20 protein-coding genes are annotated in these 22680 nt (G+C 64.7%); 12 read left to right on the forward strand and 8 right to left on the reverse strand.

The window, feature by feature from the left end:
* Nucleotides 1-319 precede the first annotated feature (319 nt).
* Nucleotides 320-712: a putative zinc-binding protein gene (locus LR961_RS10880; protein ID WP_232149327.1), complete on the forward strand. Its 393-nt coding sequence runs from the start codon at nucleotides 320-322 to the stop codon at nucleotides 710-712.
* Between the two features lie 151 nt (nucleotides 713-863).
* Here LR961_RS10880 and LR961_RS10885 read toward each other — a convergent pair whose 3' ends face one another.
* A complete protein-coding gene (locus LR961_RS10885; protein ID WP_232148949.1) occupies nucleotides 864-1982 on the reverse strand; it encodes an acyl-CoA desaturase in 1119 nt (372 codons plus the stop codon).
* Between the two features lie 3 nt (nucleotides 1983-1985).
* Entirely contained in the window at nucleotides 1986-3047 is a 1062-nt protein-coding gene (locus LR961_RS10890; RefSeq protein ID WP_232148950.1) for a ferredoxin reductase, read from the reverse strand.
* Nucleotides 3048-3141: 94 nt separating this feature from the next.
* Here LR961_RS10890 and fabR point away from each other — a divergent pair, with 94 nt between their 5' ends.
* A complete protein-coding gene (gene fabR, locus LR961_RS10895) occupies nucleotides 3142-3804 on the forward strand; it encodes an HTH-type transcriptional repressor FabR (RefSeq protein WP_232148951.1) in 663 nt (220 codons plus the stop codon).
* Nucleotides 3805-3834: 30 nt separating this feature from the next.
* Here the strand turns inward: fabR and LR961_RS10900 are convergent, their stop codons facing one another.
* A complete protein-coding gene (locus LR961_RS10900) occupies nucleotides 3835-4644 on the reverse strand; it encodes a TOBE domain-containing protein (RefSeq protein ID WP_232148952.1) in 810 nt (269 codons plus the stop codon).
* A 162-nt stretch (nucleotides 4645-4806) separates the two neighbouring features.
* Here LR961_RS10900 and LR961_RS10905 point away from each other — a divergent pair, with 162 nt between their 5' ends.
* From LR961_RS10905 to LR961_RS10930, 6 genes are read left to right on the forward strand one after another with little or no spacing between them, the layout of a single operon-like run.
* The gene (locus LR961_RS10905; RefSeq protein ID WP_232148953.1) at nucleotides 4807-6816 is read left to right on the forward strand and encodes a TonB-dependent receptor; all 2010 of its coding nucleotides are present in this window, start codon (nucleotides 4807-4809) and stop codon (nucleotides 6814-6816) included.
* Between the two features lie 2 nt (nucleotides 6817-6818).
* Nucleotides 6819-7391 (forward strand): DUF2478 domain-containing protein, encoded by a 573-nt coding sequence (locus LR961_RS10910; protein WP_232148954.1) that lies wholly within the window; start codon nucleotides 6819-6821, stop codon nucleotides 7389-7391.
* The gene (locus LR961_RS10915) at nucleotides 7388-8425 is read left to right on the forward strand and encodes an ABC transporter substrate-binding protein (protein ID WP_232148955.1); all 1038 of its coding nucleotides are present in this window, start codon (nucleotides 7388-7390) and stop codon (nucleotides 8423-8425) included. The genes LR961_RS10910 and LR961_RS10915 overlap by 4 nt, the downstream gene beginning before the upstream one ends.
* A 41-nt stretch (nucleotides 8426-8466) precedes the next feature.
* A complete protein-coding gene (locus LR961_RS10920) occupies nucleotides 8467-9444 on the forward strand; it encodes an iron ABC transporter permease (protein WP_232148956.1) in 978 nt (325 codons plus the stop codon).
* A complete protein-coding gene (locus tag LR961_RS10925) occupies nucleotides 9444-10226 on the forward strand; it encodes an ABC transporter ATP-binding protein (protein WP_232148957.1) in 783 nt (260 codons plus the stop codon). The genes LR961_RS10920 and LR961_RS10925 overlap by 1 nt, the downstream gene beginning before the upstream one ends.
* Nucleotides 10223-11020 carry a class I SAM-dependent methyltransferase gene (locus tag LR961_RS10930; RefSeq protein ID WP_232148959.1) on the forward strand — a complete coding sequence of 266 codons (798 nt, stop codon included), beginning with the start codon at nucleotides 10223-10225 and terminating at the stop codon, nucleotides 11018-11020. Before LR961_RS10925 ends, LR961_RS10930 begins: the two co-directional genes overlap by 4 nt.
* A gap of 13 nt (nucleotides 11021-11033) precedes the next feature.
* Here the strand turns inward: LR961_RS10930 and LR961_RS10935 are convergent, their stop codons facing one another.
* Nucleotides 11034-12137, reverse strand: coding sequence for a DUF1615 domain-containing protein (locus LR961_RS10935; RefSeq protein WP_232148960.1), 1104 nt, complete (start codon nucleotides 12135-12137; stop codon nucleotides 11034-11036).
* Between the two features lie 86 nt (nucleotides 12138-12223).
* On the opposite strand from LR961_RS10935, the gene LR961_RS10940 reads away from it, so the two are divergent.
* Nucleotides 12224-13396, forward strand: coding sequence for a GGDEF domain-containing protein (locus LR961_RS10940; protein ID WP_232148961.1), 1173 nt, complete (start codon nucleotides 12224-12226; stop codon nucleotides 13394-13396).
* A 76-nt stretch (nucleotides 13397-13472) separates the two neighbouring features.
* Nucleotides 13473-13979 carry an N-acetyltransferase gene (locus LR961_RS10945; RefSeq protein WP_232148962.1) on the forward strand — a complete coding sequence of 169 codons (507 nt, stop codon included), beginning with the start codon at nucleotides 13473-13475 and terminating at the stop codon, nucleotides 13977-13979.
* A 21-nt stretch (nucleotides 13980-14000) separates the two neighbouring features.
* Here the strand turns inward: LR961_RS10945 and LR961_RS10950 are convergent, their stop codons facing one another.
* A complete protein-coding gene (locus LR961_RS10950) occupies nucleotides 14001-15953 on the reverse strand; it encodes a PAS domain-containing hybrid sensor histidine kinase/response regulator (RefSeq protein WP_232148963.1) in 1953 nt (650 codons plus the stop codon).
* Between the two features lie 204 nt (nucleotides 15954-16157).
* Between LR961_RS10950 and LR961_RS10955 the strand changes: the two genes are divergently transcribed.
* Both LR961_RS10955 and LR961_RS10960 read left to right on the forward strand, forming a co-directional pair.
* Nucleotides 16158-16934, forward strand: a complete 777-nt coding sequence (locus tag LR961_RS10955; RefSeq protein ID WP_232148965.1) for a HipA family kinase — start codon at nucleotides 16158-16160, stop codon at nucleotides 16932-16934.
* Entirely contained in the window at nucleotides 16912-17304 is a 393-nt protein-coding gene (locus LR961_RS10960; RefSeq protein WP_232148966.1) for a DUF3037 domain-containing protein, read from the forward strand. The genes LR961_RS10955 and LR961_RS10960 overlap by 23 nt, the downstream gene beginning before the upstream one ends.
* 100 nt (nucleotides 17305-17404) lie before the next feature.
* Here LR961_RS10960 and LR961_RS10965 read toward each other — a convergent pair whose 3' ends face one another.
* From LR961_RS10965 to gyrA, 3 genes are all read right to left on the reverse strand, one after another.
* Complete coding sequence (locus LR961_RS10965; protein WP_232148967.1) at nucleotides 17405-17803, reverse strand: energy transducer TonB; 399 nt, start codon at nucleotides 17801-17803, stop codon at nucleotides 17405-17407.
* 127 nt (nucleotides 17804-17930) lie between these two features.
* Entirely contained in the window at nucleotides 17931-19550 is a 1620-nt protein-coding gene (locus LR961_RS10970; protein WP_232148968.1) for an acyl-CoA synthetase, read from the reverse strand.
* Between the two features lie 384 nt (nucleotides 19551-19934).
* Nucleotides 19935-22634 (reverse strand): DNA gyrase subunit A, encoded by a 2700-nt coding sequence (gene gyrA / locus LR961_RS10975; protein ID WP_232148969.1) that lies wholly within the window; start codon nucleotides 22632-22634, stop codon nucleotides 19935-19937.
* Between the last annotated feature and the right edge of the window lie 46 nt (nucleotides 22635-22680).

The following is a 22680-nucleotide window of genomic DNA, read 5'->3' on the forward strand; positions in this document are numbered from 1 at the left end:
CGCGCGCCCATGCCTGCGGATTTCCATCGGCCGGATGGAAGGCTTCATCAACAGCTCCCCTGTCATCGAGCGGCCATTGTGGGGAGCGGCCACCTGCGGAGTCTTGACTTGCATCAAGCCCGGCACAGTCCATCGCCAGCCAGCCATTAGGCGGCCGTTCGCCGAAGCGATGTGCTCCGCGCTTGACCTGCGTCAGGGAAGACCCGCCGGCCGGCAATAGGATGCGTTGTGGCCGCAGTGCCTTCAGAGGCACACGCGCGCCGGCCACATGCGCCGTCGCAAACGCGGCCACGCACCGTCTCCGCTGAGGGTCATCACCATGAAACCATCAAAGCCGCTGGTGTACTCGTGTTCGGGCTGCTCCAGTGCGGCGCAGATGGCCAATCAGATGGCGCTGTGGCTGGACCGGCAAGGCGTGGCGGAGATGTCATGCATCGCAGGCGTGGGCGGCAACGTGCATGCACTGGTGCGTACGGCCACCTCCGGCCGGCCAATCATTGCGCTGGACGGCTGCATCCTGCATTGCGTGAAGGCATGCCTGGCGAAGGTAAACACCGAAGCAACCCTGCATGTCACGCTTTCCAATCATGGCGTCAGGAAGCGCAGGCATGCTGATTTCGACGCGCAACAGGCCGAAGAGGTATACAGGCACCACGTGCTGCCGCAGATTCAGGCCTTGGCGCGGAACGGGATGGCCGAGCCCGATGGCTGATCCCGGGCCGACGGGCTGTGGGGTGACCTTTGTTGCTTCGCCTGGCCGTCCTTCCCGCCCCGGCGGAAATGACGCGCAGGAACCATGAAACCAGATCCTGCGCCAGGAACGATTCAAGGCAAGGAACCGTAGCGTCACGGCCCCACCACACTCAACCCGGTTCGGCCGCAACCAGCGGACGCTCCGGCGCAGGTTTGCTCGGGAACGCATGGCGCAGGATGCGCCATGCCACCTGGCCAAACTGGCGCGGCAACGAACCGGTGTTGTAGTGCTGGCCGTAGCGCGCGCAGATCTGCTTCACGTCCACCGCCATCGCCGCATAGCGGTTGGCTGGAATGTCCGGGTAGAAGTGATGTTCGATCTGGTGGCTGAGGTTGCCGGTCATCACGTCCATCCACTTGCCACCGGTGATGTTGGACGAACCGCGCAACTGGCGCAGGTACCAATGTCCACGGCTTTCATTGCGGATGCAGTCCTTGGGGAAGGTTTCGGCATCGGCGGTGAAATGGCCACAGAAGATCACCACGTAGGTCCACACATTGCGGATGACATTGGCAGCCACGTTGCCCAGCAGCACCGGCAGGAAGAACGGGCCTGCAAGCGCGGGAAACAGCACGTAATCCTTCAACACCTGCTTGAGCGCCTTGCGTCGTACCGGCTTGGCCTGACGCCACAGCTGCCGCAGCGTCACCTTGCCGTTGAGCAGGCGGCCCACGCGCAGATCCTGTATTGCGATGCCCCATTCGAACAGCAGGGCGAACACCACCGCCACCAGCGGCTGCAACAGGAAGAACGGCTGCCAGCGCTGCTCCGGGAAGATCCGCAGCAGGCCGTAGCCGATGTCATCGTCCAGGCCGCGCACATTGGTGTAGGTGTGGTGACGGAAGTTGTGGGTCTTGCGCCAGCTTTCAGCGGTGCCAGCGATGTCCCATTCGTAATTCTTGCCCTGCAGCGACGGGTCGCCCATCCAGTCGTACTGTCCATGGATGACGTTGTGTGCCAGTTCCATGTTCTCCAGGATCTTGGACAGGCCCAGCAGCACCACGCCGGCAATCCACGCCGGCACCAGCACGCTGTGCACGAACGCACCCAGGAACAGCAGCGCACGGCCGGCAACACCGGTCCAGCGCACCGCCGCGACAACCCTGCGGATGTAGCGCGCATCACTGGCGCCCAGCGTGGCCTGGTGTTTGGCGCGCACCGCGTCAAGTTCATCACCAAAGGCCTGCAACTGCGCCGCCGACAGGGTGCGGTTGTTCGAGGAAGACATTGCTTACAGCTCCAGGACGAGATCGGTACTGGCGCTGTTGACGCACAGTTTGAGCAGGGTGGAAGGCTCATCGGCGTAGTCGCCGGTGAGCGTATGCCGGGTAACGCCGGAGACCTTGCCGCAGACGCAGGTATTGCAGATGCCCATGCGGCAACCGCTGGCCGGCTGAATGCCTTCGGCTTCGAGCGCCGGCAGCAATGCGGCGCCGCGCGGCACGATGAGCGTGCGACCGCTGTTGAGCAGTTGCACCTGCACGCTGCCTTGTTCCTGCGCGTGCAGCTGCGGCGGGCTGAAGGCCTCGCTCTGGAAGCTGGCCACCTGCCCTTGCAGACGCTGCTGTGCCGCCTGCACAAAGCCGGCCGGGCCACAGGCAAGTACGCGCGCCGTTTCAAGCAGGGCGACATCGGAAAACTCGTGTGCATCCACCCGCGCCGCCGGTTGTGCCGGGTCGCGTGTGGTCAGCAGCTGCAGACCAAACGCTGGATGGTGATCAGCCAGTGCCTGCAGTTCGTCCACGAAGCACAGCTCCAGCCGGTGGCGCGCCCAGTACAACAGGTCCACCTTCACCGGCATGCCCTGCCCGGCCAGCTCGCGCAGCAGCGCGCGCATCGGCGTGACGCCACTGCCGGCCGCCAACAGCAGCAGGCGCTGCGCCGGTTGCGCCGGCAGCACCATCTCGCCGAAGGCCTGCCCCAGCGCGAACACCTCGCCGATGCGGGCCTGATGCGCGAGGTGATTGCTGACCTTGCCACCGGCAATGGCCTTGACGGTGATCGCCAGGCGCCCATTGGGCAGCGCCGTCGGGCTGTAGCTGCGGGTGGTCAGGCGGCCTTCCACCTCCACGCCAAGGTTCACGTGCTGGCCCGCGGCCAAGCCGCCAAAGTGGCGATTTGGCTGCAATTCCAGGGTGAATGCGTCGGCACTGGCCCGGGTTCGGGCGACCAGCCGCGCCAACGGCCGACGCAGCGTCCACAGCGGATGTACGCGGGTGGACCAGAAATCGAAGAAGCCTTCACTCAACCACGGAATCGGCGGCGGCGTGGCATTGCGGTAAGCGGTACTCATGGGACGCAACTATACGGGCGAGCATACAGCTGTGTATACAGTCGTATATACGCAACACAGGCTATGATTCATCGATCCAACTCCCCGAGCCGTGATGAGCACCCGCGACCAGCCCGCTTCCGCACCAGACGACCTGCACCCCGCGCGCAAGGCTTCGATCTCGCGTGACGACCTGCTGGCCGCCGCCCTCGCCCTGATCGGCCCACACCGCAGCGTCTCCACGCTGAGCCTGCGCGAAGTGGCCCGCGAGGCGGGCATCGCCCCCAATTCGTTCTATCGCCAGTTCCGCGACATGGATGAACTGACGGTAGCGCTGATCGATCTGGCCGGGCGGTCGCTGCGCACCATCATCGGCCAGGCACGCCTGCGCGCAGCCGACAACAATCGGGGCGTGATCCGTCTGTCCGTGGAAACGTTCATGGAGCAGCTGCGCGCCGATGACCGGCTGATGCACGTGCTGCTGCGCGAAGGCACCGCCGGCTCGGATGCGTTCAAGCAGGCAGTGGACCGCGAGCTGGGTTACTTCGAAGAAGAACTGAAGGGCGACCTGGTGCGGCTGGCCGCACTGGACGGCGCCACCCTGTACGAGCCGGCGCTCGCGGCAAAGGCCATCACCCGCCTGGTCTTCGCCATGGGCGGCAGCGCGATGGACCTGCCGGAAGAGAAAGACCCCGAGTTGATCGAACAGATGTCGCAGATGATCCGCATGATCATCACCGGCGCGCGCGCCCTGTCCAGGCACCCGCCCAGAAGCTGACGCGCTTCATCGCCGAGCACAGCGCGGCGTTTATTCCGGCACGCCGACGATGACGCTGGACGCTTTGAACAGCACGGTCGCCCGCCCGCCTTCGACCAGTTCCAATGCGGACGTACTGGCCTGGGTGATGATGGCCACGACGCTGACGCCGTTGCCGACATCCACCACGATTTCATCGTTCACCGCGCCGGTGGTAATGCGGCTGATGTCGCCGGCAAAACAATTGCGGGCCGAATAGCGCGCGCCCGTCACCTCGTTGGCCAATACCACCGACGACGCCTTGACCAGTGCATACGCCTGGGCGCCAATTTCAAGACCAAGTTCCGACAAGCTGCCGTGGGTGATGGTAGCTACCACCTGCACGCCGGGTGCGACCTCGATCTGCACCTCGTCATTGACGGCTCCGGGCACGATCTGGCTGACCCTGCCGTGGAACTGATTGCGCGCGCTGGTGACCATGCTGATTCTCCGGATCAGGGCCAGGTCTTCGCCCAGCCCGGGATGTGCCTGCAATGCCTGCAGAAAGGCGCGATGTTCGCGTTCGATCTGCTCGAAGTGCCGGATCAGGCTGCGGCCACGCTCGGTCAACCGCGCCCCACCGCCACCGCGGCCGCCCACGCTGCGGGTCACCAGTGGCTCGCCGGCAACGGTGTTCATCGCGTCCACCGCGTCCCAGGCATTCTTGTACGTCATGCCCATGCGCCGCGCGGCCTGGCTGATCGAGCCACAGGCATCGATCAGTGCCAGCAACGCGAAACGACCTTTCCCGCCCAGGCTCTGGCCAGCCACGCTCATCCATAAATGGCCTTGCAGCTCCACCGGTGTCGAAGCCTCGGTCATGCCTTTTCCATCCGCACAGGTCTGCCCGAAGTGTACGGCGCAACGCGAGTGACCCGCGCTTGATATCAGTCAAGGCCGTGCTGGCGTGCCAGCCACAGAATGCTGGCGTCGATCACGAAGTCGACACATTCCAACCGTTATATCAACTTGGATATAACGAACATGAGGACCGTCTGGATGCGCGCCTGCCGTTTCGTTGTCCCGCTCACTGCCCTGCTGCTGCCAATCCCATCGATCGCCGCCGAGGCCTCTGGCGCTCCCGCCCAGGCACCGGTGTTCACCCTGGGCAGTGTCGATGTCCATGCCAGGCGCGGCACATCGCCGGTAGTCGCCGAAACCGTGCTGGACGCCGAACAGATCCAGTCACTGGACCGCAACACCGTCGGCGAGGCCGTCAACGTACTGCCGGGGGTGAGCCTGGCACGCAACTCCCGCAACGAGGACATGGTGTACCTGCGGGGCTTCGATGCCCGTCAGGTCCCGGTATTCCTGGATGGCATCCCGCTGTACGTCCCTTATGACGGCTACGTGGACTTCGCCCGTTTCACCACGTTCGACCTGGCCCAGATCCAGGTCGCCAATGGCGGTGCCTCGCTGCTCTACGGCCCGAACATCCTTGGCGGTGCGATCAACCTGGTCAGCCGACGGCCGCAGCAGCCGTTTGAAGGCGACATGCGCGTGGGCATGGCCGACGGCGGCGAGCGCAAGGCCGCGATCAACCTCGGCGGGCGCCACGGCGACTGGTACTACCAGTTGGGCTGGTCGCTGCTGAAGGCCGACGACTTCCCCTTGCCCGATGGTTTTCAGGACTACAAGCGCACGCCCACCGATACCGGCAGCGCTCGCCAGAATGCCGATCGCGAGGACCGCCGGTTCTCGGTCAAGCTGGGCTACACGCCACGCGAGGGCGACGAGTACGCGCTCGGTTATGCCCGCCAGGATGGACGCAAGGGCAACCCGGTCTACACGGGCACGGCACGCAGCGGCATCCGCTACTGGCGCTGGCCCTACTGGGACAAGGACAGCCTGTACTTCATCGGCAACACCCAGCTGGGTGCGAACACCACGCTGCGCACGCGGGCGTATCGGGATACCTATGGCAATCGTCTGGAGGCCTACACCGATGGCAGCTACTCGGTGCCGCTGGAGAACAGCAGCTTCCCGAGCATCTACGACGACCGCACGCTCGGCGCATCGCTGACACTGGCCAACACGAGCTTGCAGCGGCATGCACTGCAACTGGCCGTTCACTACAAGCAGGACGAGCACGAGGAACGCAATCCACGCTCTCCCACCAAGGACTACCGTGACGTCACCACCTCGGTCGCACTTGAAGATCGCATCGCATTGACGGCAACCTCCGACCTGCGGGTGGGTATCGGCCATGATCGTCGCGAGGCCCGGCGTGTCTATCAATGGCCCACCGGCAGCGCCGATGCGACCAATGCGGTGCTGGAGTATGTGCAGCAGATCGCACCTGACCAGCAGTGGTACGCAAGCGCCGCACGCCGCACCCGCTTCCCGACCATCAAGGACCGCTACTCCGCGCGCATGGGCGCGGCCCTGCCCAATCCGGATCTCAAACCAGAGCATGCCAACCACCTGGAACTGGGCCTGCGCGGCCAGTGGTGGGCGGGCAGCCAGCTGCAGGCCTCGCTGTTCCACAGCCGCATCGACGACCTGATCCAGAACGCGGTAGTGGCCTCGAACACATGCGGTGGCTCAACCTGCAACCAGGCGCAGAACATCGGCCGCGCGCGCCATGTCGGCGTTGAACTGGGCCTGCATCAGCAGTTGGGTGATCGCTGGAACCTGGAAGGCAGCTACACGTGGCTGCGCCGCACCAACCTGGAGAACCCAGACGTCGCGTTGCTCGACAGCCCCCGTCAGCGCCTGTTTCTGGCCGCGGACTGGCAGATGCTGCCAGAGCTGCGCCTGCAGGCAACGCTGGAAGCCGAACAGGGCCGCAAGGTCAGCTATGCGGATACAAGCCGCCCGGTACGCGCCCTGCCTGGCTTCGGCGTGCTGGGCCTGAAAGCGAACTGGATGCCCCGCGCTGACCTGGGCTTCGACCTGGGGGTCCGCAACGTCGGTGACAAATGGTACGAGCTGGCCGATGGCTATCCCATGCCCGGGCGCACCTGGTTTGCGAACGCCAGCTGGAGCTTCTAGGCATGTCCATGACAGCTGACGTGTTGACCTCCGTTTCGCCCATCGCCGCCATCGTCCACGACGAGCATGGTGAACCCGACGCCATCCTTGCCGCCTTCGCGGCCAGGCAACTTGCACGCGGATGTCGTGTCCGCGGACTGGTAAGCCTTCCGCATGCACCCGCAGCCAATGGCAAGCGCATGGTGCTGATGGACGTCACCGACCCCGGCAAGCACTACCCGATCAGCCAGGCGCTGGGACCCGCTGCCTGTGGCTGCAATCTCGACCCAGGCGGCATCGCCGACGCCAGCATCGTGCTGCGTCGCGCGCTGCAGGAGCAGGCTGAACTGGCCATCGCCAATCGCTTCGGCACGCTCGAATCGCAGGGACGGGGAATGGCCGACGAGATGCTGGCCTTGATGCTGGCGGGCATTCCGCTGCTCACCGTGGTGAATCAGCGCTACCAGCAGAACTGGCGCGACTTCACCGGAGGGCTCGCCTGTGAACTACCGGCCGACGCCGCGGCGCTGGATTCGTGGTGGCACGCCTGTCGCTCCACCAATGCGATCTCCACCAACGAGGTGATGGATACATGAATCGACGTTCGTTGTTGCTTGCTCTGGCGGCGGCCCCGTTGCTTGCTTCCACCGCAGGCCGTGCGATCGCGTTGCCAGCAAGCCGTGTGCTGCGGTTGGGCGCACCCAGCACACCACCACGTCGGGTGTTTGCTGCTGGCGCGCCGGCGGCAGTGCTGATGGCGGCACTGGCACCGGAGCGCCTGCTGGGCTGGCCGATGCGCGTCTCCGACGCTGCGCTGGCGCAGTTGCCCCCGATCCTCGCCCGCCTACCTTTCGTTGGTCGCTTGGCCGGGCGCGGTAGTACTGTCGGGCTCGAGAAGCTGCTCGCATTGCAACCCGATCTGGTGCTGGATGCGGGCGATTTCGATGCCACCTATCGCTCCTCCGCCGAACAAGTCTGGAAGCAGACCGGGATTCCCTTCGAACTGGTTGCCGGACGCATCACCGAGCATCCAGCGCAGCTGCGCCATGTCGCTCGTCTGCTCGACGTACAGCCGCGTGGCGAGCTGCTCGCCAATGCCGCCGATGCGCAACTGGCACTGGTCGCACGCGTGCTGCGCAAAGTGCCCGTCAACGCACGTCCCAGCGTCTACTACGGGCGCGGCAGCGACGGACTTGAAAGCGGACTGGCCGGTTCGATCAACACCGAACTGATCGAATTCTGCGGTGGCCGCAATGTCGTCGCCGCAGCCGGCGCTGGCGGCCTGGCCCGTGTCTCGCCCGAACAACTGCTGGCCTGGGACCCGGATGTCATCCTCACCCAGGACCCAGGTTTCGCTGCACGGGCGAAGCAGGATCCGCGTTGGAAAAACCTGCGTGCGGTGCGCAGTGGGCGACTGCATTGCGCTCCCAGTCTTCCGTTCGGCTGGCTCGATGCGCCCCCTGGCATCAACCGCCTGCTGGGTATCAGCTGGTTGCTGGCACGCCTTCACCCAGCGGCCGATCCGGCACTGGCCGCGCCGGCGGTGCGGGCCAGCACCGGACAGCTTTACCAGCAGCTGTGGGGTCGTCCGCTGCCGTCGGCACTGGCTGGGGAGTTGGAGCGCGGATGATCGCGTATCGCCCGGGACGCAAGTTGACTTGGATGCTCGCCATGTTGGTGCTGTTGCTGGCGATGATGCTCCTGGCATTTTCAGTCGGGCAGTTTCCGATTGCGCCCTCCACTGTGTTGAAGGTAGCCGGCTGGCGCCTGTTCGGCATCGGCCAGCCCAGCCCAGCCGCCGTGGAAGCAGCGCTCTGGAACATCCGGCTCCCACGCGTGCTGGCTGCCGTGCTGATCGGCGCCGCACTTTCCTCCGCCGGCGCGGCCTATCAGGCCATGTTCCGCAACCCGCTGGTGTCGCCGGACATTCTTGGCGTCTCTGCCGGTGCCGGGCTCGGCGCGGCACTGGCCATCTTCTTCGGGCTGCCGATGCTGCTGGTCCAGGGCATCGCCTTTCTTGGTGGCCTGATTGCGGTGGCCATGGTGTGCGTGGTCGCGGCGCTGGTACGCCGCCACGAGCCAACACTGGTTCTGGTGCTGGCCGGCGTGGCGGTATCGGCGTTGCTGGGGGCAGGCATTTCCTTGTTGAAGCTGCTTGCCGACCCCTACACACAGTTGCCCACCATCACCTTCTGGCTGCTGGGTGGGCTCAACACCATCGTCGGCAGTGATCTGCTGACTGCCACCCCGCTGCTGGTTGCCGGTTTGCTTCCCTTGGTACTGCTGCGCTGGCGCATCAACCTGCTCAGTCTCGGTGACGAGGAAGCAGCCTCGCTGGGCATCGCCGTTGCGCCCATGCGCTGGACGTTGATCGCTGCGGCAACGCTGTGCACCGCAGCGGCCGTGTCGCTGGCCGGAATCATTGGCTGGGTCGGGCTGGTGGTTCCGCACATCGCACGCCTGCTGGTGGGCCCCGATTTCCGGCAGTTGCTGCCCGCCAGCCTGTTGCTGGGAGGGAGTTTTCTTCTAGCCGCAGATACCCTGGCACGCACTCTGGCACCCATCGAACTGCCGCTCGGCATCCTCACCGCTTTCGTCGGCGTGCCGTGTTTCCTGCTGGTGCTGGCCCGCCACGGAGCCGAACGCTGATGGCAACGCGGACGCCTCCGCTGCTGGAAGCACGCGCGCTGTGCATCGGCCATGACAGGAAAGCGCTGGGGCAACCGATTGATCTGGCGCTGCATGAAGGCGAGATCCTGTGCCTGCTCGGCCCGAACGGCTGCGGCAAGACCACGCTGTTCCGCACGCTGCTGGGCCTGCTTCCCGCGCTCGGTGGCCAGATCGCACTACATGGCACGGCGCTACATGCGACCGACCGCGCCACGCGTGCACGCCTGATCGGCTATGTCCCGCAGGCCGCACCGATGCCCTTTGCGTACCGGGTACTGGATCTGGTGGCCATGGGCCGCGCAGCACATCTGGGCCTGCTGGCAACACCAACCGGCAAGGACATGGCCATCGCCCACGCGTGCCTGGAGCAATTGGGTATCGCTGGCCTTGCCGCGCGGACAGTAACGACACTCAGTGGCGGCGAACGACAGCTCGTACTGGTAGCCCGTGCCCTTGCGCAACAGCCACGCCTGCTGGTGATGGACGAACCCACCGCCAGCCTCGATTTCGGCAACCAGCTGCGCATTCTGGATGTGGCCAGGGCGCTGGCCGACACCGGCATCTGCATCCTCATTTCCACCCACCAGCCGCAGCATGCCCTGCAGGTTGCAGACCGCATCGCACTGATGGCCGAGGGTGGTCTGCTGGCGGTCGGCCCGGCCACGCAGGTCGCCACGGCCACGCGCTTGTCGCAACTGTACGGGGTGGATGTCACCCGCATCAGCGCCGCCCTTCCCGCCTCCTGCCTGGAACCCCGATGACCGCACTGCCCACCGCCATAGATCACGCCGCACGCTATCGCCAACACCTGGCCGCCTGCGGTTATCAGGCCAAACCCGCGACCGAATGGGATGCACGCGCGGCGCAGTCCAGCTGGCGGCGCCGCCATGACGACTACACCGAGGCGTTCCTGGCCCGCCTTGACCTGCGCAACGTAGCCAGCGTGCTCGACGTCGGCTGCGGGCCAGGCTTGCTGACCTTGCCGATCGCCAGGCAGGTTGCCGAGGTGCATGCGCTGGACTACAGCGCGGGTATGCTCGCCGGCCTGCGAGCTGCGGCCAGCGCTGAAGGCGTGCACAACGTGCACAGCTGGCAGCGCTCCTGGGAAGAGGATTGGGATGACATTCCGAACTGCGACGTCGCCATCGCCTCGCGCTCACTGATGGTGCCGGACCTGGCGGCCGCGCTGGCCAAACTTGACGGCCATGCACGGCAACGTGCCTGCATCACCTTCTCAACCGGACCACGCAGCGGTGTCCCTGAACTGGCTGCATTGCTGGGAAGGCACTGGACACCCATGCCCGACCACCGCTATCCGATCAACCTGCTGCTGGACATGGGCCGCGAGCCACATGTCGACTATCTGCCGGTCTCGGTGCGCGATTCATCGCAGGACGTCGATGACCTGCTGCGTCAGGCGGCAGGGTTGTTCGATGCGCTCGATGCGCGCGATGAAGGCCGCATACGCGACTGGCATGCCGCCTCACCCTCGCACCGGTTGGGCTTGGCACCGACCCGGCGCTGGGCGTTCATCAGCTGGCAGACCGGCGACTGAGAACAGCCGACGGCTAGCGCTGCAGGCATTGCCGGTAACGTTCGTCCACCCGGTTGGCGAACCACTCGGTGGTCAACTCGCGGGTGATCTTGGGGCTGTCCAGGCGGATGCCGGGAATCACGGCACGCGGCAACGGCGTGCCCGAGCGTGATTCGGCAATGGCGAACACCCTTGTGTGGATGTCACTGCTGCTGAAGTCCAGCTGGTCGGCCTGCTCCAGGGCACGGCGGATCTGGGCATCGTCCATGCGCAGTTCGCCACCGAGCTGGCGCACCGCGCGTTCGGTCTGGCCGGGTTTGTCCAACGGCGCGCCCGGCACCAGCAGGTCGCCATCCAACGCCAGCGTGACGCCGGTGGCCACGCTTGCCGCATTCTGGAACGCCGCATTGCGGCTGGCATACCAGCCAGCGTTGTAATCGGCGAAGCGGTGCACCTTGCGCGTATACGGCGTCTGGTAGCCCAGCAGATGCATGGTGCCGAAGTAGATGCCACCGCGCCGGCTGAACACCTCCTCGCGGATGCTGCCACGCACCGGATACGGATAGCCCTGCGCGTGCTCCTGTGCGAACGGAATGCTCACCTGCATCGCGCCACCGGTCTGTACCGGATTCTGGCCGGCGAACAGACGCCGCCCCATCGGCACACGATCAATGATTTCCTCATACAGCCGGCTCAGATCGTGCTCGGTGCGTACGGCAGCCAGTTTTTCCGAATAACTGCGGCCATCGGCTGCCTTGATCCTGAGCCCGGCATCCACCAGCAGGGCCGGAACGCGTTTGGCCGAGGCACGGCGGTCGATCTCACGCCTGGCAATGCGCGGCAGGTTGGCAACTTCCGGGTCGGCACGATAACCGGTCTCCTGTTCGATCACCGCCAGCACCGCACAGATGTTTTCCGGGTTCGGCGTGATGCGCTGGGTCGCCAGCGCCGTCTGGATGTCGCCAGCCCAACCCTTGCGGTCGTCGACCTTGCCGGGAATGCGGCGCTCGATATCCCTGCGAACCACGTCGCCGACGTCATCCGGTGCCGGGCCAGGCACGGTACTGCACGCGGTCAACACGGCCAGCGGCAGCCCACCAAGCAGCACACGGCGCGGCATACCGATCACGCGCCCCATCGCACGCCTGGCCAGATGTACCGCATTCCCCCTGTCGAACCTGCCCATATACTTCACGCCCTGTCTGTCTGAGCCACGCTGGTGGCTTGAATTCTTTGAACGCCACTGCCGAGCAGTACTTCGCACTCGTCGTTCCCGCCACGTCCCTGCTGCTCGGGCTCTCACTCATGGCGGGTTGGAACTCGCTGCGCAGGCAACGTTACCTGCTATGGATTGCCGCCGGCTACATCCTCACCTGCATTCCCCTCGCCGCGCAAAGCCTGATGAACGACCGGCAGATGGCCAGTTGGGCCGTCGCCACCGGCGCACTGTACTGCAGCGGTGCCTGGGCCATCGCACAGGGCTTTGCCGCGCGCAGCGGCGACCGGCTACCAGTGCGCCCTGCGGTGCTGATCACCGCACTTGTCCTGGCCGCGTTGTTTCATTTCTCGCGCGCCGAGGACTCACTTGCGATGCGCACGCTGAGCCTGAACATCGGCATGGCGCTGCTGCTGGCCCTGCCGCTGCCCCGTCTGTTCCGCAGCCGCCACGACGACAACCTGCTGGAGCGCGTGTTGCGCTACTCCTATGTCGTGCTGGTTCTCTACTCGCTGGCGCGGCCGATGATGGTGCTCGGCTTTTCGCCGGTGCCAAGCAGCGGCGAACTGTCGCGTTCGGGCCTGTGGCTGTGGATGCTGGCCATCAACCTGCTGCTCAACCTGTGGTTCGTGTTCCTGCTGCTGGGCAGCGTCGTTCAGGGCTTGATGGAACGACTGCGGCATGAGCGCAACCACGACCCACTGACCCAACTGCTCAACCGGCGCGCATTCTTCGAAGTCGCCAACGCGCAGCTGGCAACCGGACACCCGCAACGCTGGGCCGTGCTGGCCTGCGACGTGGACCACTTCAAGCGGATCAACGACACCTGGGGACACGCCGCCGGCGACCATGTATTGCGCCATATGGGCACGCTGTTGTCGGGCATGGTGCGGCCACATGACGTGGTGGCGCGCTTCGGCGGCGAGGAATTCGTCCTGCTGCTGCGCTGCCAGGACATCGACATGGCGCAGTCCATCGCCGAACGCATCCGCACCACCCTGGCAACAACGCCCTGCTCGCCGATCAACGAGACCCTGACCGCCAGTTTCGGCCTCACCCTGGTTGCCGGGCCAAAAGATCTGTCCGCCGCGCTGGAGCGTGCCGACCAGGCCGTCTACCAGGCCAAGAACAAGGGCCGCAACCGGGTGGTCCGCGCAGGGGCGCTCGAGCCAATCACATGAAGGCGCCTGCGACGGGCCGGCCAACCACGGACAGGCGCTATCCTGCACCGGCACATCGCCGCACAGACAGCACTCCATGGACCTCCTGATCCGCAACGAGCAACCCGGCGACATCGACGCCATCGGCCGCATCACCGAGGCCGCTTTCGCCGGGCAGGCCTATTCCAGTCATACCGAACAATTCATCGTCAGCGCATTGCGCAGGGCCGGACAGCTGACGCTGTCGCTGGTCGCCACGCGCGGCGACGAACTGCTCGGGCACGTCGCGGTGTCACCGGTGCGCCTGTCCAACGGCGCTGCCGGCTGGCATGGCCTCGGACCGATTTCCGTACGGCCGGATCAGCAAGGCCAAGGCATCGGCTCGGCGTTGATGGAAGCGGCGATCGCCCGTCTGCAGGCGATGGGCAGCGCCGGCTGCGTGCTGCTCGGCGAGCCGGCCTATTACGCGCGCTTCGGCTTCAGGGTGTATCCGGGGCTCGAACTGCCCGGCGTCCCTGCCGAGTATTTCCAGGCACTGCCGTTCGGCGGCGACGTGCCGCAGGCCAGCGTGCAGTACCACGACGCCTTCAACGCCACCGCCTGAGCCGCAGGTCGCACACGGCACTCATGCCGCCAGCGAGCCATCGCCGGCGGCCCCGCGCGCCAGCACCGCGCCGATCCTGGCCGATATCTCGCAGGCCGAAAACGGCTTGAATAGCACCGGGTAGCGGTCCTGGATCAGCCCTTCGGTAACCGCCACATCGGCGCTGTAGCCGGTAGCGAAAATAATGGGCACGTGCACCCGCGCTTCCACCACGTCGATCAGATCGTTGATGGTCAACTTGCCGGGCATGCGGATGTCGGAAATGATCAGGTCCGGGCGCACGCCGTTGTCCATCAGCATCACCGCATGATCGACATTGAACGACGTCATGGTGCTGTAGCCGAGCTGGGTCAGGATGCTGTCCATCGCTTCGCGCACGGATTCGTCGTCCTCCACCAGCAGCACCTTGCCCACGCCGGGTTGCAGCGGCGCACTCGGGTCAGGCGCCAACTCCTGCACAGCCTCGCAGCGCGGCAGATACAGCGACATCCGCGTGCCCTGCCCAAGCTCCGAATGGGCTTCCACGAAGCCACCCGAGCTCTCCACGAAAATCCTGACCATCGGCAGCCCAAGCCCGGTGCCCTTGCCGGCCGGTTTGGTGCTGAAGAAGGGCTCGAAGATCCGGCTCTGCAACTCGGGGGGAATGCCGGCGCCGTTGTCCTCCACGCTGAACATCACATAGTCGCCAGCAATGCCGCCGGGGCAACACGCAACACGATTCTCCACGGTCAACCGGACCACGCCCCGCCTATCCACCGCATCGCGCGCGTTGATGGCCAGGTTGATCAGCGCATTCTCCAGATACGACTTGTCGGCCAGCACCGGGTGCAGGTCCGCGCCCAGGTCGATGCAGAAATCGACCTCCGCGCCAACCGCCTTGGACAGCAACTCCTGTACGCCGATGACCAGTTGTGCCGGGTCCAGCGCAACAGCGTTCTGCGGCATCCGGCCACTGAATCCAGCCAACTGGGTGGAAAGCCGCCCGGCCTTCTTCAGGCAGCCCTCCAGTATCTGTATGTGCTGGTGCATCGCACCGTGCTGCGCGTGGGGCTGCATCATCTCGACATTGATGCCCATGACGTGCAGCAGGTTGTTCAGGTCGTGGGCCACGCCTCCGGCCAGGTGTGCAACCAGTTCCATCTTGTGCTGCTGGGCGGCAACCCGCTGCGACTCCAACAGGCGGCTTTCGCTGGAAGCACAACGAGTTTCCAGTTCGGCAATACGCGCCAAGGCCTGTTGCTCGGCATCGTAGAAGGCCTGGATGTTGACGCTGGTGCCCACCCAGTAGCCGGCCGCGCCGCTCTCATCGAGCACCGGAGCGACCGAGAACTGGAACCAGTGATAGTCGCCGTTGTGGTCACGCAACCGATAACGACACGGCTGCGGCATGTGTCCGGCAGCCATGGCCTGTGACATCGCCACGCAGGCCCCGGTCAGGTCATCCGGATGAACCTTGGCAAGGTGCCGCGTATTGCCGGGATCGTAGAACTCCGCTTCGCCGTAGGTGAACAGGTTGGAGGTGCGATTGGTCCAGAACAACTCGGCCTTGGCCGTACACAGCCATGTGTTGTGCGGCAGGTGATCAAGCACACGCCGGTAGCTTTCGTTGACCGCTTCGGCCATGGCCGGCGCTGTCCCGGCCATGGCCGCTGCCGACAACGGCAACACCACGCACTGTACCCGCGAGCTCTCAGCGCCTGGCGGATCGATGGCCGAGAACTCGAAACGCGCATTGCCGGCAGGCCAGTCGCAGGCCACCAGTGCATCGGCCAGGACGCAGTCGCGCAGGGCTTGCAAGGTGTTCGGCACCAACCCGAACAGATTCTTGCCGTTGATGGCCTGAACATCCTTGAAGAAACGCAGGAACGCCTTGTTGGAGAAGACGATGTCCAGGCTGACGCTGTCGATCACGGCGATGGCCACTGCCGAATCGCGGAAGGCTTTGCCATAGCTGGAAAGCAGTTGTTCTGCCATGAAGCGAGTTCCGACTGATCACCAAATCAACAGGAAAGGAGCTGCGGCAGCCCACCCGCGCCCGCCGCGCCAAGACAGGCAACAAGTAACACGCACCCGCCGCACGGCCACGTGAAAAATCCTCGCTGCTGGCACGGCCAGCAGACGCTGCCAGGGCCACACTTTGCGTTAGGCTTGTGCCCGGACCGTACCGGCGCACCGATCTTGAGAACCGTACACGCAACCCGCTACATCACACCGCTGCGCGAAGGTGGTTCGCTGCCGGCGGTGATCGAAGCCGATGACGACGGCATGTACGTCATCAAGTTCCGTGGCGCCGGCCAGGGGCCGAAGGCGCTGATCGCCGAACTGGTGGTCGGCCGCCTCGCCCAGGCATTGGAACTGCCGATGCCCGACATCGTGCTGGTCGAGCTGGACCGCGAGTTCGCGCGCACCGAACCGGACCCGGAAATCCAGGAATTGATCCGCGCCAGCGAAGGCACCAACCTGGGCAGCGACTACCTGCCCGGCGCCATCAACTACGACCCGGCAGCGATGCAACCCGATGCCGAATTGGCTTCGCGCATCGTCTGGTTCGACGCTTTCACCAGCAATGTCGACCGTACCGCGCGCAACCCCAACCTCATGGTGTGGCACCGCAAGCTGTACCTGATCGACCATGGCGCAGCACTGTACTTCCATCATGACTGGGAGAACGCTGGCGAAGCCTGCGGCAAACCATTCAAGCTGATCCGCGACCACGTGCTGCTGCCGTTTGCCAGCCGCATCGCCGAGGCCGACGCAGCGATGGCACCGCGGCTGAGCGATGCGGTGATCGATGCGGTGGTGGAACAGATTCCGGAAAGCTGGCTGCACAACGAGTCGTTCTTCGACAGCCCTGCGGCCTATCGTCAGGCCTACGCCGACTACCTCAAGCGCCGCCTGCAGCTGCGTCAGGCCTTTGTCCAGGAGGCCATCGATGCCAACGCTGCACACGTATGACTACGCGATCATCCGCGTGGTACCGCGGGTGGAACGCGAGGAGTTCATCAACGTCGGAGTCATCGTCTCCTGCCCCGCCGCCGGCCATCTGCAGGCGGCCATCGAGATCGACGTCGAACGCCTGCGGGCATTCGCGCCGCAGCTCGACCAGGAAGAATTGCTGCCGTGGCTGGATGCGATAGTGGCGATCTGCGAAGGCCGCGCCGATGCCGGCCCCATCGCTCGGCTGCCGGCACGTGCACGCTTCCATTTCCTAACCGCAAAACGCAGTTCGGTGGTGCAGACCTCGGTTACCCACGTAGGACGCACCAGCGACCCACAGGGCCTGGTGGAGCGGTTGCTGGAACGCATGGTGCGGACACCGCGCTGATCCCCGTACCACCACATAACACAAAGGCCGGGATGGGTACCCGGCCTCCACGCCAAACGCTCGCGTTGAAGCCGGGGCAATCCCGGCTCCAGACACGACGTTAGTTTGATCCTTGCTGCGTTGCCGGGCTCCAGCGCGTCGACAACTGACTGCGAACCGGTTGGCGGGCCTGGTTGGCCTCGGTCGGCTCGAAACGCATGGCTCTGACAGCACTGAGCGCCCACGCGGCATTTGCGCCAGCTGGCTTCACATCAACCAATTCAACGTCCTTGGTCCGACCGCGCTTGGTCACTGTGTATGCAACAGTGACCTCCTCTGCAAACGCCACCTTGCCAGGATCTGCCCGCATCCGCGGAAAGAAATCCCCTTCACTGGGAACCCATAGCTTCAATGCTTCTGCAGGCGATAGATCCAAAGGTTCATTGTTTCCGGCAGAAGCCGGTGAGCTGATCACGGCAGTAGCAACTAGCAGCATGAAACCAATCATCTTTGAACGCATGCTCTTCCCCGAATGGATTGGACGCCCGCGCACTCTAGAAGTGGCCAACCCGCACTGCAAGTCCATAGCCGACCTGCCATCCTGACGAAGCATGCAGGGTCATTAATGCCCCGGCTTACCGGCAGGATCACTCCGCGTCCACCAGCTCCCTGGCTGCATCACGCAACATGAACTTCTGCACCTTACCGGTCGCAGTGCGCGGCAACGGGCCAAACACGAAACGTCGCGGCACCTTGAAACCGGCCAGGTGCTGGCGGCAATGCGCGAGTGCATTCTCGTGACTCAACTCGAGCGCTTCCTTCAACTCGATGAAGGCGCAAGGCGTCTCACCCCATTTCGGGTCCGGCCGCGCCACCACTGCCGCAGCCAGAACGGCGGGATGCCGGCACAGCGCGTCTTCCACTTCCAGCGAGGAGATGTTCTCGCCACCGGAAATGATCACGTCCTTGGAGCGGTCGCGGATCTTGACGTTGCCGTCCGGGTAAACCACGGCCAGGTCGCCGGTATGGAACCAGCCACCGGCGAACGCCTCTTCGGTGGCGCGCGGGTTTTTCAGATAGCCTTTCATGGTGATGTTGCCGCGGAACATGATCTCGCCCACGGTCTGGCCATCCCACGGCACCGCCTGCAGGGTCTGCGGGTCGAGCACCTGCATGTCGTCCTGCAACAGGCAGGCCACGCCCTGGCGGCTGTTGAGCTCCGCCCGTTCTTCGATTGGCAGCGCGTCCCATTCGGGCTGGGGTTGGCAGATCGAGGCTGGCCCATAGACTTCAGTCAGGCCGTACACATGGGTGATCTGCACACCCATGCGCTCCATCTCTTCCAGCACCGCCGCAGTGGGCGCGGCGCCGGCAACCTGGCCTTTCAAGCCACCCAGATCACGCTTGCATTCGGCCGGCGCCGCTGCCAGGGCGGCATGTACCACCGGCGCACCGCAGTAATGGGTGACGCTGTGTTCGCGCATCAGCTCCAGCACCTGCACCGGGTCGAAGCGACGCAGGCACACCTGGGTGCCGGCCACCGCCGCCATCGTCCAGGGGAAGCACCAGCCGTTGCAGTGAAACATCGGCAACGTCCACAGATACACCGGGTGTTGCGGCATGCCCCAGTCGATGATGTTGGCCACCGCGTTCAGGTAGGCACCACGATGGTGATAGACCACGCCCTTGGGGTCGCCGGTGGTGCCGGAGGTGTAGTTGAGCGCAATCGCGTTCCACTCATCCGACGGCAGCGCGCACTCGATCTCCGGGCTGGCTGATTCGAGCAGCGCCTCGTATTCGATCTCGCCCAGCAGCTGGCCGCCGGTTACGGCGGCGTCATCGACATCCACCACGCGCGGCGGCTGTTTGCACAGCGCCAGTGCCCGCTGCATCAGTGGCGCGAACTCGCGGTCGCTGAACACCACCTTGGCCTGGCCATGGTCGAGCATGAAGGCCAGTGTCTCGGCATCCAACCGCGTATTGAGCGCATTGAGCACCGCACCCAGCATTGCCGGGCCGAAGTGCAGCTCGATCATCGCCGGCGTGTTGGGCAACAACGCCGCGACCGTATCACCCTCGCCCACGCCCATACCGCGCAACGCCGACGCCAGCCTGCGGCAACGCTGTTCCACCTGGGCCCAGTTCAGCCGGCGCTGGCCATGCACCACGGCCAGGCGCTGCGGATGCACGCTCGCCGCCTTGCGCAGGAAACTCAATGGCGATAGCGGCGTGTAGTTGGCCTGATTGCGGCCCAGTTCCCGATACATGGTGAAGCACCCTCCGTGCCTGCGGCATATGCGGCTGAAAGGTTCGGGCACGTACGGATGATTTGTCGCTGCGACCTTAGTCGCAGGACGGGTTGCCCACCTGCTATTTCTCTGCGGCCAAGACTTCGGAGCGCCCTCACCCCAACCCCTCTCCCGTGAACGGGAGAGGGGCTCGGATCGCGGCGGCTCGTAGTCCACCAGCCCCTCTCCCGCCTGCGGGGCGATGCGGGCTAGATTGCGAACCATCGGTTTGCAGCCCGTTGAGCGTCCTTGCGCCAGCGCAAGGGCTGGGGCGCGTAGCGGGGGTTGGGGTGAGGGCCGCTTTCGCCCATAAAAAAAGCGCCGGCAATGCCGGCGCTTTTCTCATTCCAACCGCTTTGACGATCAGGCTTCCGGTGCAGCCGGCGCCTGCGTTTCGCCTTCGGCGGCCACGCTGACGTCCTCATCCAGCTCGTCGTCCAGCGAGGCATCCAGGCGTTCAACCGCCTGCAGCTTCTCGCCCTTGGACAGGCGGATCAGGGTGACGCCCTGGGTGTTGCGGCCAACGCGCGAGATTTCCGAACCGCGGGTACGCACCAGCGTGCCGCCATCGGAGATCAACAGCACTTCATCGCCGTTGCCCACCAGCACCGCGCTGACCAACTTGCCGTTGCGCTCGCTGGTCTGGATGCCGATCACACCCTGGGTGCCACGACCCTTGCGCGGATAGTCAGCCAGCGGCGTGCGCTTGCCGTAACCGTTCTCGGTCGCGGTGAGGATGTACTGCAGGCCCGCGTCATCGGCACCGTCGATAATCTCACCGCCGTCGGTTGCCACTTCCTCGATCGTGCTGTTCTCGTCTTCGTTCTCGTCCTCGGCGCCACCGGCGCTTTCGGCCACGATCAGGCTGACGACTTCCTCGCCCTTGGCCATCTTGATGCCGCGCACGCCGGTAGCGGTACGGCCCATCGAACGGACCTTGTCCTCTGCGAAGCGCACGGTCTTGCCGTTGGAGGCGAACAACAGGATGTCGCGCTCGCCATCTGTCAGGCCAACGCCTACCAGCGCATCGCCCTCATCGAGGTTGATGGCGATCTTGCCGCGCGCCAGACGGAACGCGAACTCGCTCAGCGGGGTCTTTTTGACCGTACCGTTGCGGGTGGCAAAGAACACGAAGTGGTTTTCGTCGTACTCGCGCACCGGCAATACGGCCTGCACACGCTCGCCATTTTCCAGCGCGATCCAGTTGATGATCGGACGGCCGCGTGCATTGGAGCCGGCTTCCGGCAGCTGATGCACCGGCAACCAGAACACCTTGCCCGAGCTGGTGAAGGTCAACAGCGTGTCATGCGTGTTGACCAGCCACAGCTGCTCGATCGAATCCTCGTCCTTGGTCGCCGCCGCGCTGCGGCCACGGCCGCCACGACGCTGCGCACGATAGGCACTGACCGGCTGACGCTTGACGTAACCGGCACGCGACAGCGTGACCACCACGTCTTCCGGCGCGATCAGGTCCAGGATGTCCAGGTCTTCTTCGCTGTGACGGATTTCGGTACGACGGTCGTCGCCGAACTCGGCACGCACCGCTTCCAGTTCCTCGCGGATGACCTGCAACAGCACATCCGGGTTCTCCAGGATGCGCATCAGGCCGGCGATGACTTCCAGCAGCTGCTTGTACTCTTCGGTCAGCTTGTCCTGCTCCAGCCCGGTCAGGCGGTGCAGACGCATTTCCAGGATCTGCTGCGCCTGGACGTCGCTGAGCTGGTAGTTGCCGTTGACCAGGCCGATCGACTTGGGCAGATCTTCCGGACGCGATGCCTCGGCGCCGGCAGCACCCAGCAGCGCGCCCACCAGGCCTGGTGCCCAGACCTTGGCCAGCATGCGCTCCTTGGCTTCGCCCGGATTGGCCGACGTCTTGATCAGCTCGATCATCTCGTCGATGTTGGCCAACGCAACGGTCAAGCCTTCCAGCACGTGCGCACGTGCACGCGCCTTGCGCAGTTCAAAGATGGTGCGGCGGGTGACAACCTCGCGCCGGTGGCGGACAAACGCCTCCAGCATCTGCTTGAGGTTGAGCAGCTTCGGACGGCCATCGACCAGCGCCACCATGTTGATGCCGAACACCGACTCCATCTGGGTCTGCTGGTAGAGGTTGTTCAACACAACTTCCGCCGACTCGCCGCGCTTGATTTCGATGTAGATGCGCATGCCGTCCTTGTCGGACTCATCGCGCAGCTCGCTGATGCCTTCGAGCTTCTTTTCCTTGACCAGCTCGGCGATCTTTTCGATCAACCGCGCCTTGTTCACCTGATACGGAATCTCGGTGACGATGATCGATTCACGGCCGTTGTCGGCCACTTCGATATCGGCCTTGGCACGGATGCGCACACGGCCACGGCCGGTACGGTAGCCGGCGATGATGCCGGCGGTGCCATTGATGATGCCGGCAGTCGGGAAATCCGGGCCCGGGATGAATTCCATCAGCCCGTCGACATCAATCTCCGGGTTGTCGATCAGCGCGATGCAGGCGTTGATCGATTCGGTCAGATTGTGCGGCGGGATGTTGGTCGCCATGCCCACGGCGATACCGGCCGAACCGTTGACCAGCAGGTTCGGGAACCGGGTCGGCATGACCGTCGGCTCCAGTTCCTTTTCGTCGTAGTTGGGCTGGAAATCGACGGTTTCCTTGTCGATATCGGCCATCAGCTCGTGCGTCAGGCGCGACATGCGCGCCTCGGTGTAACGCATCGCCGCGGCGGAGTCGCCGTCGACCGAACCAAAGTTACCCTGGCCGTCCACCATCATGTAACGCAGCGAGAACGGCTGCGCCATGCGCACCAGCGTGTCGTATACCGACTGGTCGCCGTGCGGGTGGTACTTACCGATGACGTCACCGACGATACGCGCCGACTTGAAGTAAGGCTTGTTGCTGTGCGCGTTCAACTCGTTCATCGCGAACAGCACGCGGCGATGGACCGGCTTGAGGCCGTCGCGCGCATCCGGGAGGGCGCGGCCCACGATCACGCTCATGGCGTAATCGAGATAGCTCTTGCGCATCTCGTCTTCCAGGTTGACCTGGATGATTTCCTTGGCGTTTTCTGCCATTCGGGTTCCGTTGTCTGGTAGCGATCCAAGCCGACGATGGCGCCCT

The sequence above is a fragment of the Stenotrophomonas sp. SY1 genome (genome assembly GCF_021202945.1).
Classification (GTDB): Bacteria; Pseudomonadota; Gammaproteobacteria; order Xanthomonadales; family Xanthomonadaceae; genus Stenotrophomonas.

Coding starts and splice junctions, on each gene's coding strand:
- LR961_RS10880 (WP_232149327.1), top strand. CDS start 320: ATGAAACCATCAAAGCCGCTGGTGTACTCGTGTTCGGGCTGCTCCAGT.
- LR961_RS10885 (WP_232148949.1), bottom strand. CDS start 1,982: ATGTCTTCCTCGAACAACCGCACCCTGTCGGCGGCGCAGTTGCAGGCC.
- LR961_RS10890 (WP_232148950.1), bottom strand. CDS start 3,047: ATGAGTACCGCTTACCGCAATGCCACGCCGCCGCCGATTCCGTGGTTG.
- fabR (WP_232148951.1), top strand. CDS start 3,142: ATGAGCACCCGCGACCAGCCCGCTTCCGCACCAGACGACCTGCACCCC.
- LR961_RS10900 (WP_232148952.1), bottom strand. CDS start 4,644: ATGACCGAGGCTTCGACACCGGTGGAGCTGCAAGGCCATTTATGGATG.
- LR961_RS10905 (WP_232148953.1), top strand. CDS start 4,807: ATGAGGACCGTCTGGATGCGCGCCTGCCGTTTCGTTGTCCCGCTCACT.
- LR961_RS10910 (WP_232148954.1), top strand. CDS start 6,819: ATGTCCATGACAGCTGACGTGTTGACCTCCGTTTCGCCCATCGCCGCC.
- LR961_RS10915 (WP_232148955.1), top strand. CDS start 7,388: ATGAATCGACGTTCGTTGTTGCTTGCTCTGGCGGCGGCCCCGTTGCTT.
- LR961_RS10920 (WP_232148956.1), top strand. CDS start 8,467: ATGTTGGTGCTGTTGCTGGCGATGATGCTCCTGGCATTTTCAGTCGGG.
- LR961_RS10925 (WP_232148957.1), top strand. CDS start 9,444: ATGGCAACGCGGACGCCTCCGCTGCTGGAAGCACGCGCGCTGTGCATC.
- LR961_RS10930 (WP_232148959.1), top strand. CDS start 10,223: ATGACCGCACTGCCCACCGCCATAGATCACGCCGCACGCTATCGCCAA.
- LR961_RS10935 (WP_232148960.1), bottom strand. CDS start 12,137: ATGGGGCGCGTGATCGGTATGCCGCGCCGTGTGCTGCTTGGTGGGCTG.
- LR961_RS10945 (WP_232148962.1), top strand. CDS start 13,473: ATGGACCTCCTGATCCGCAACGAGCAACCCGGCGACATCGACGCCATC.
- LR961_RS10950 (WP_232148963.1), bottom strand. CDS start 15,953: ATGGCAGAACAACTGCTTTCCAGCTATGGCAAAGCCTTCCGCGATTCG.
- LR961_RS10960 (WP_232148966.1), top strand. CDS start 16,912: ATGCCAACGCTGCACACGTATGACTACGCGATCATCCGCGTGGTACCG.
- LR961_RS10965 (WP_232148967.1), bottom strand. CDS start 17,803: ATGCGTTCAAAGATGATTGGTTTCATGCTGCTAGTTGCTACTGCCGTG.
- LR961_RS10970 (WP_232148968.1), bottom strand. CDS start 19,550: ATGTATCGGGAACTGGGCCGCAATCAGGCCAACTACACGCCGCTATCG.
- gyrA (WP_232148969.1), bottom strand. CDS start 22,634: ATGGCAGAAAACGCCAAGGAAATCATCCAGGTCAACCTGGAAGACGAG.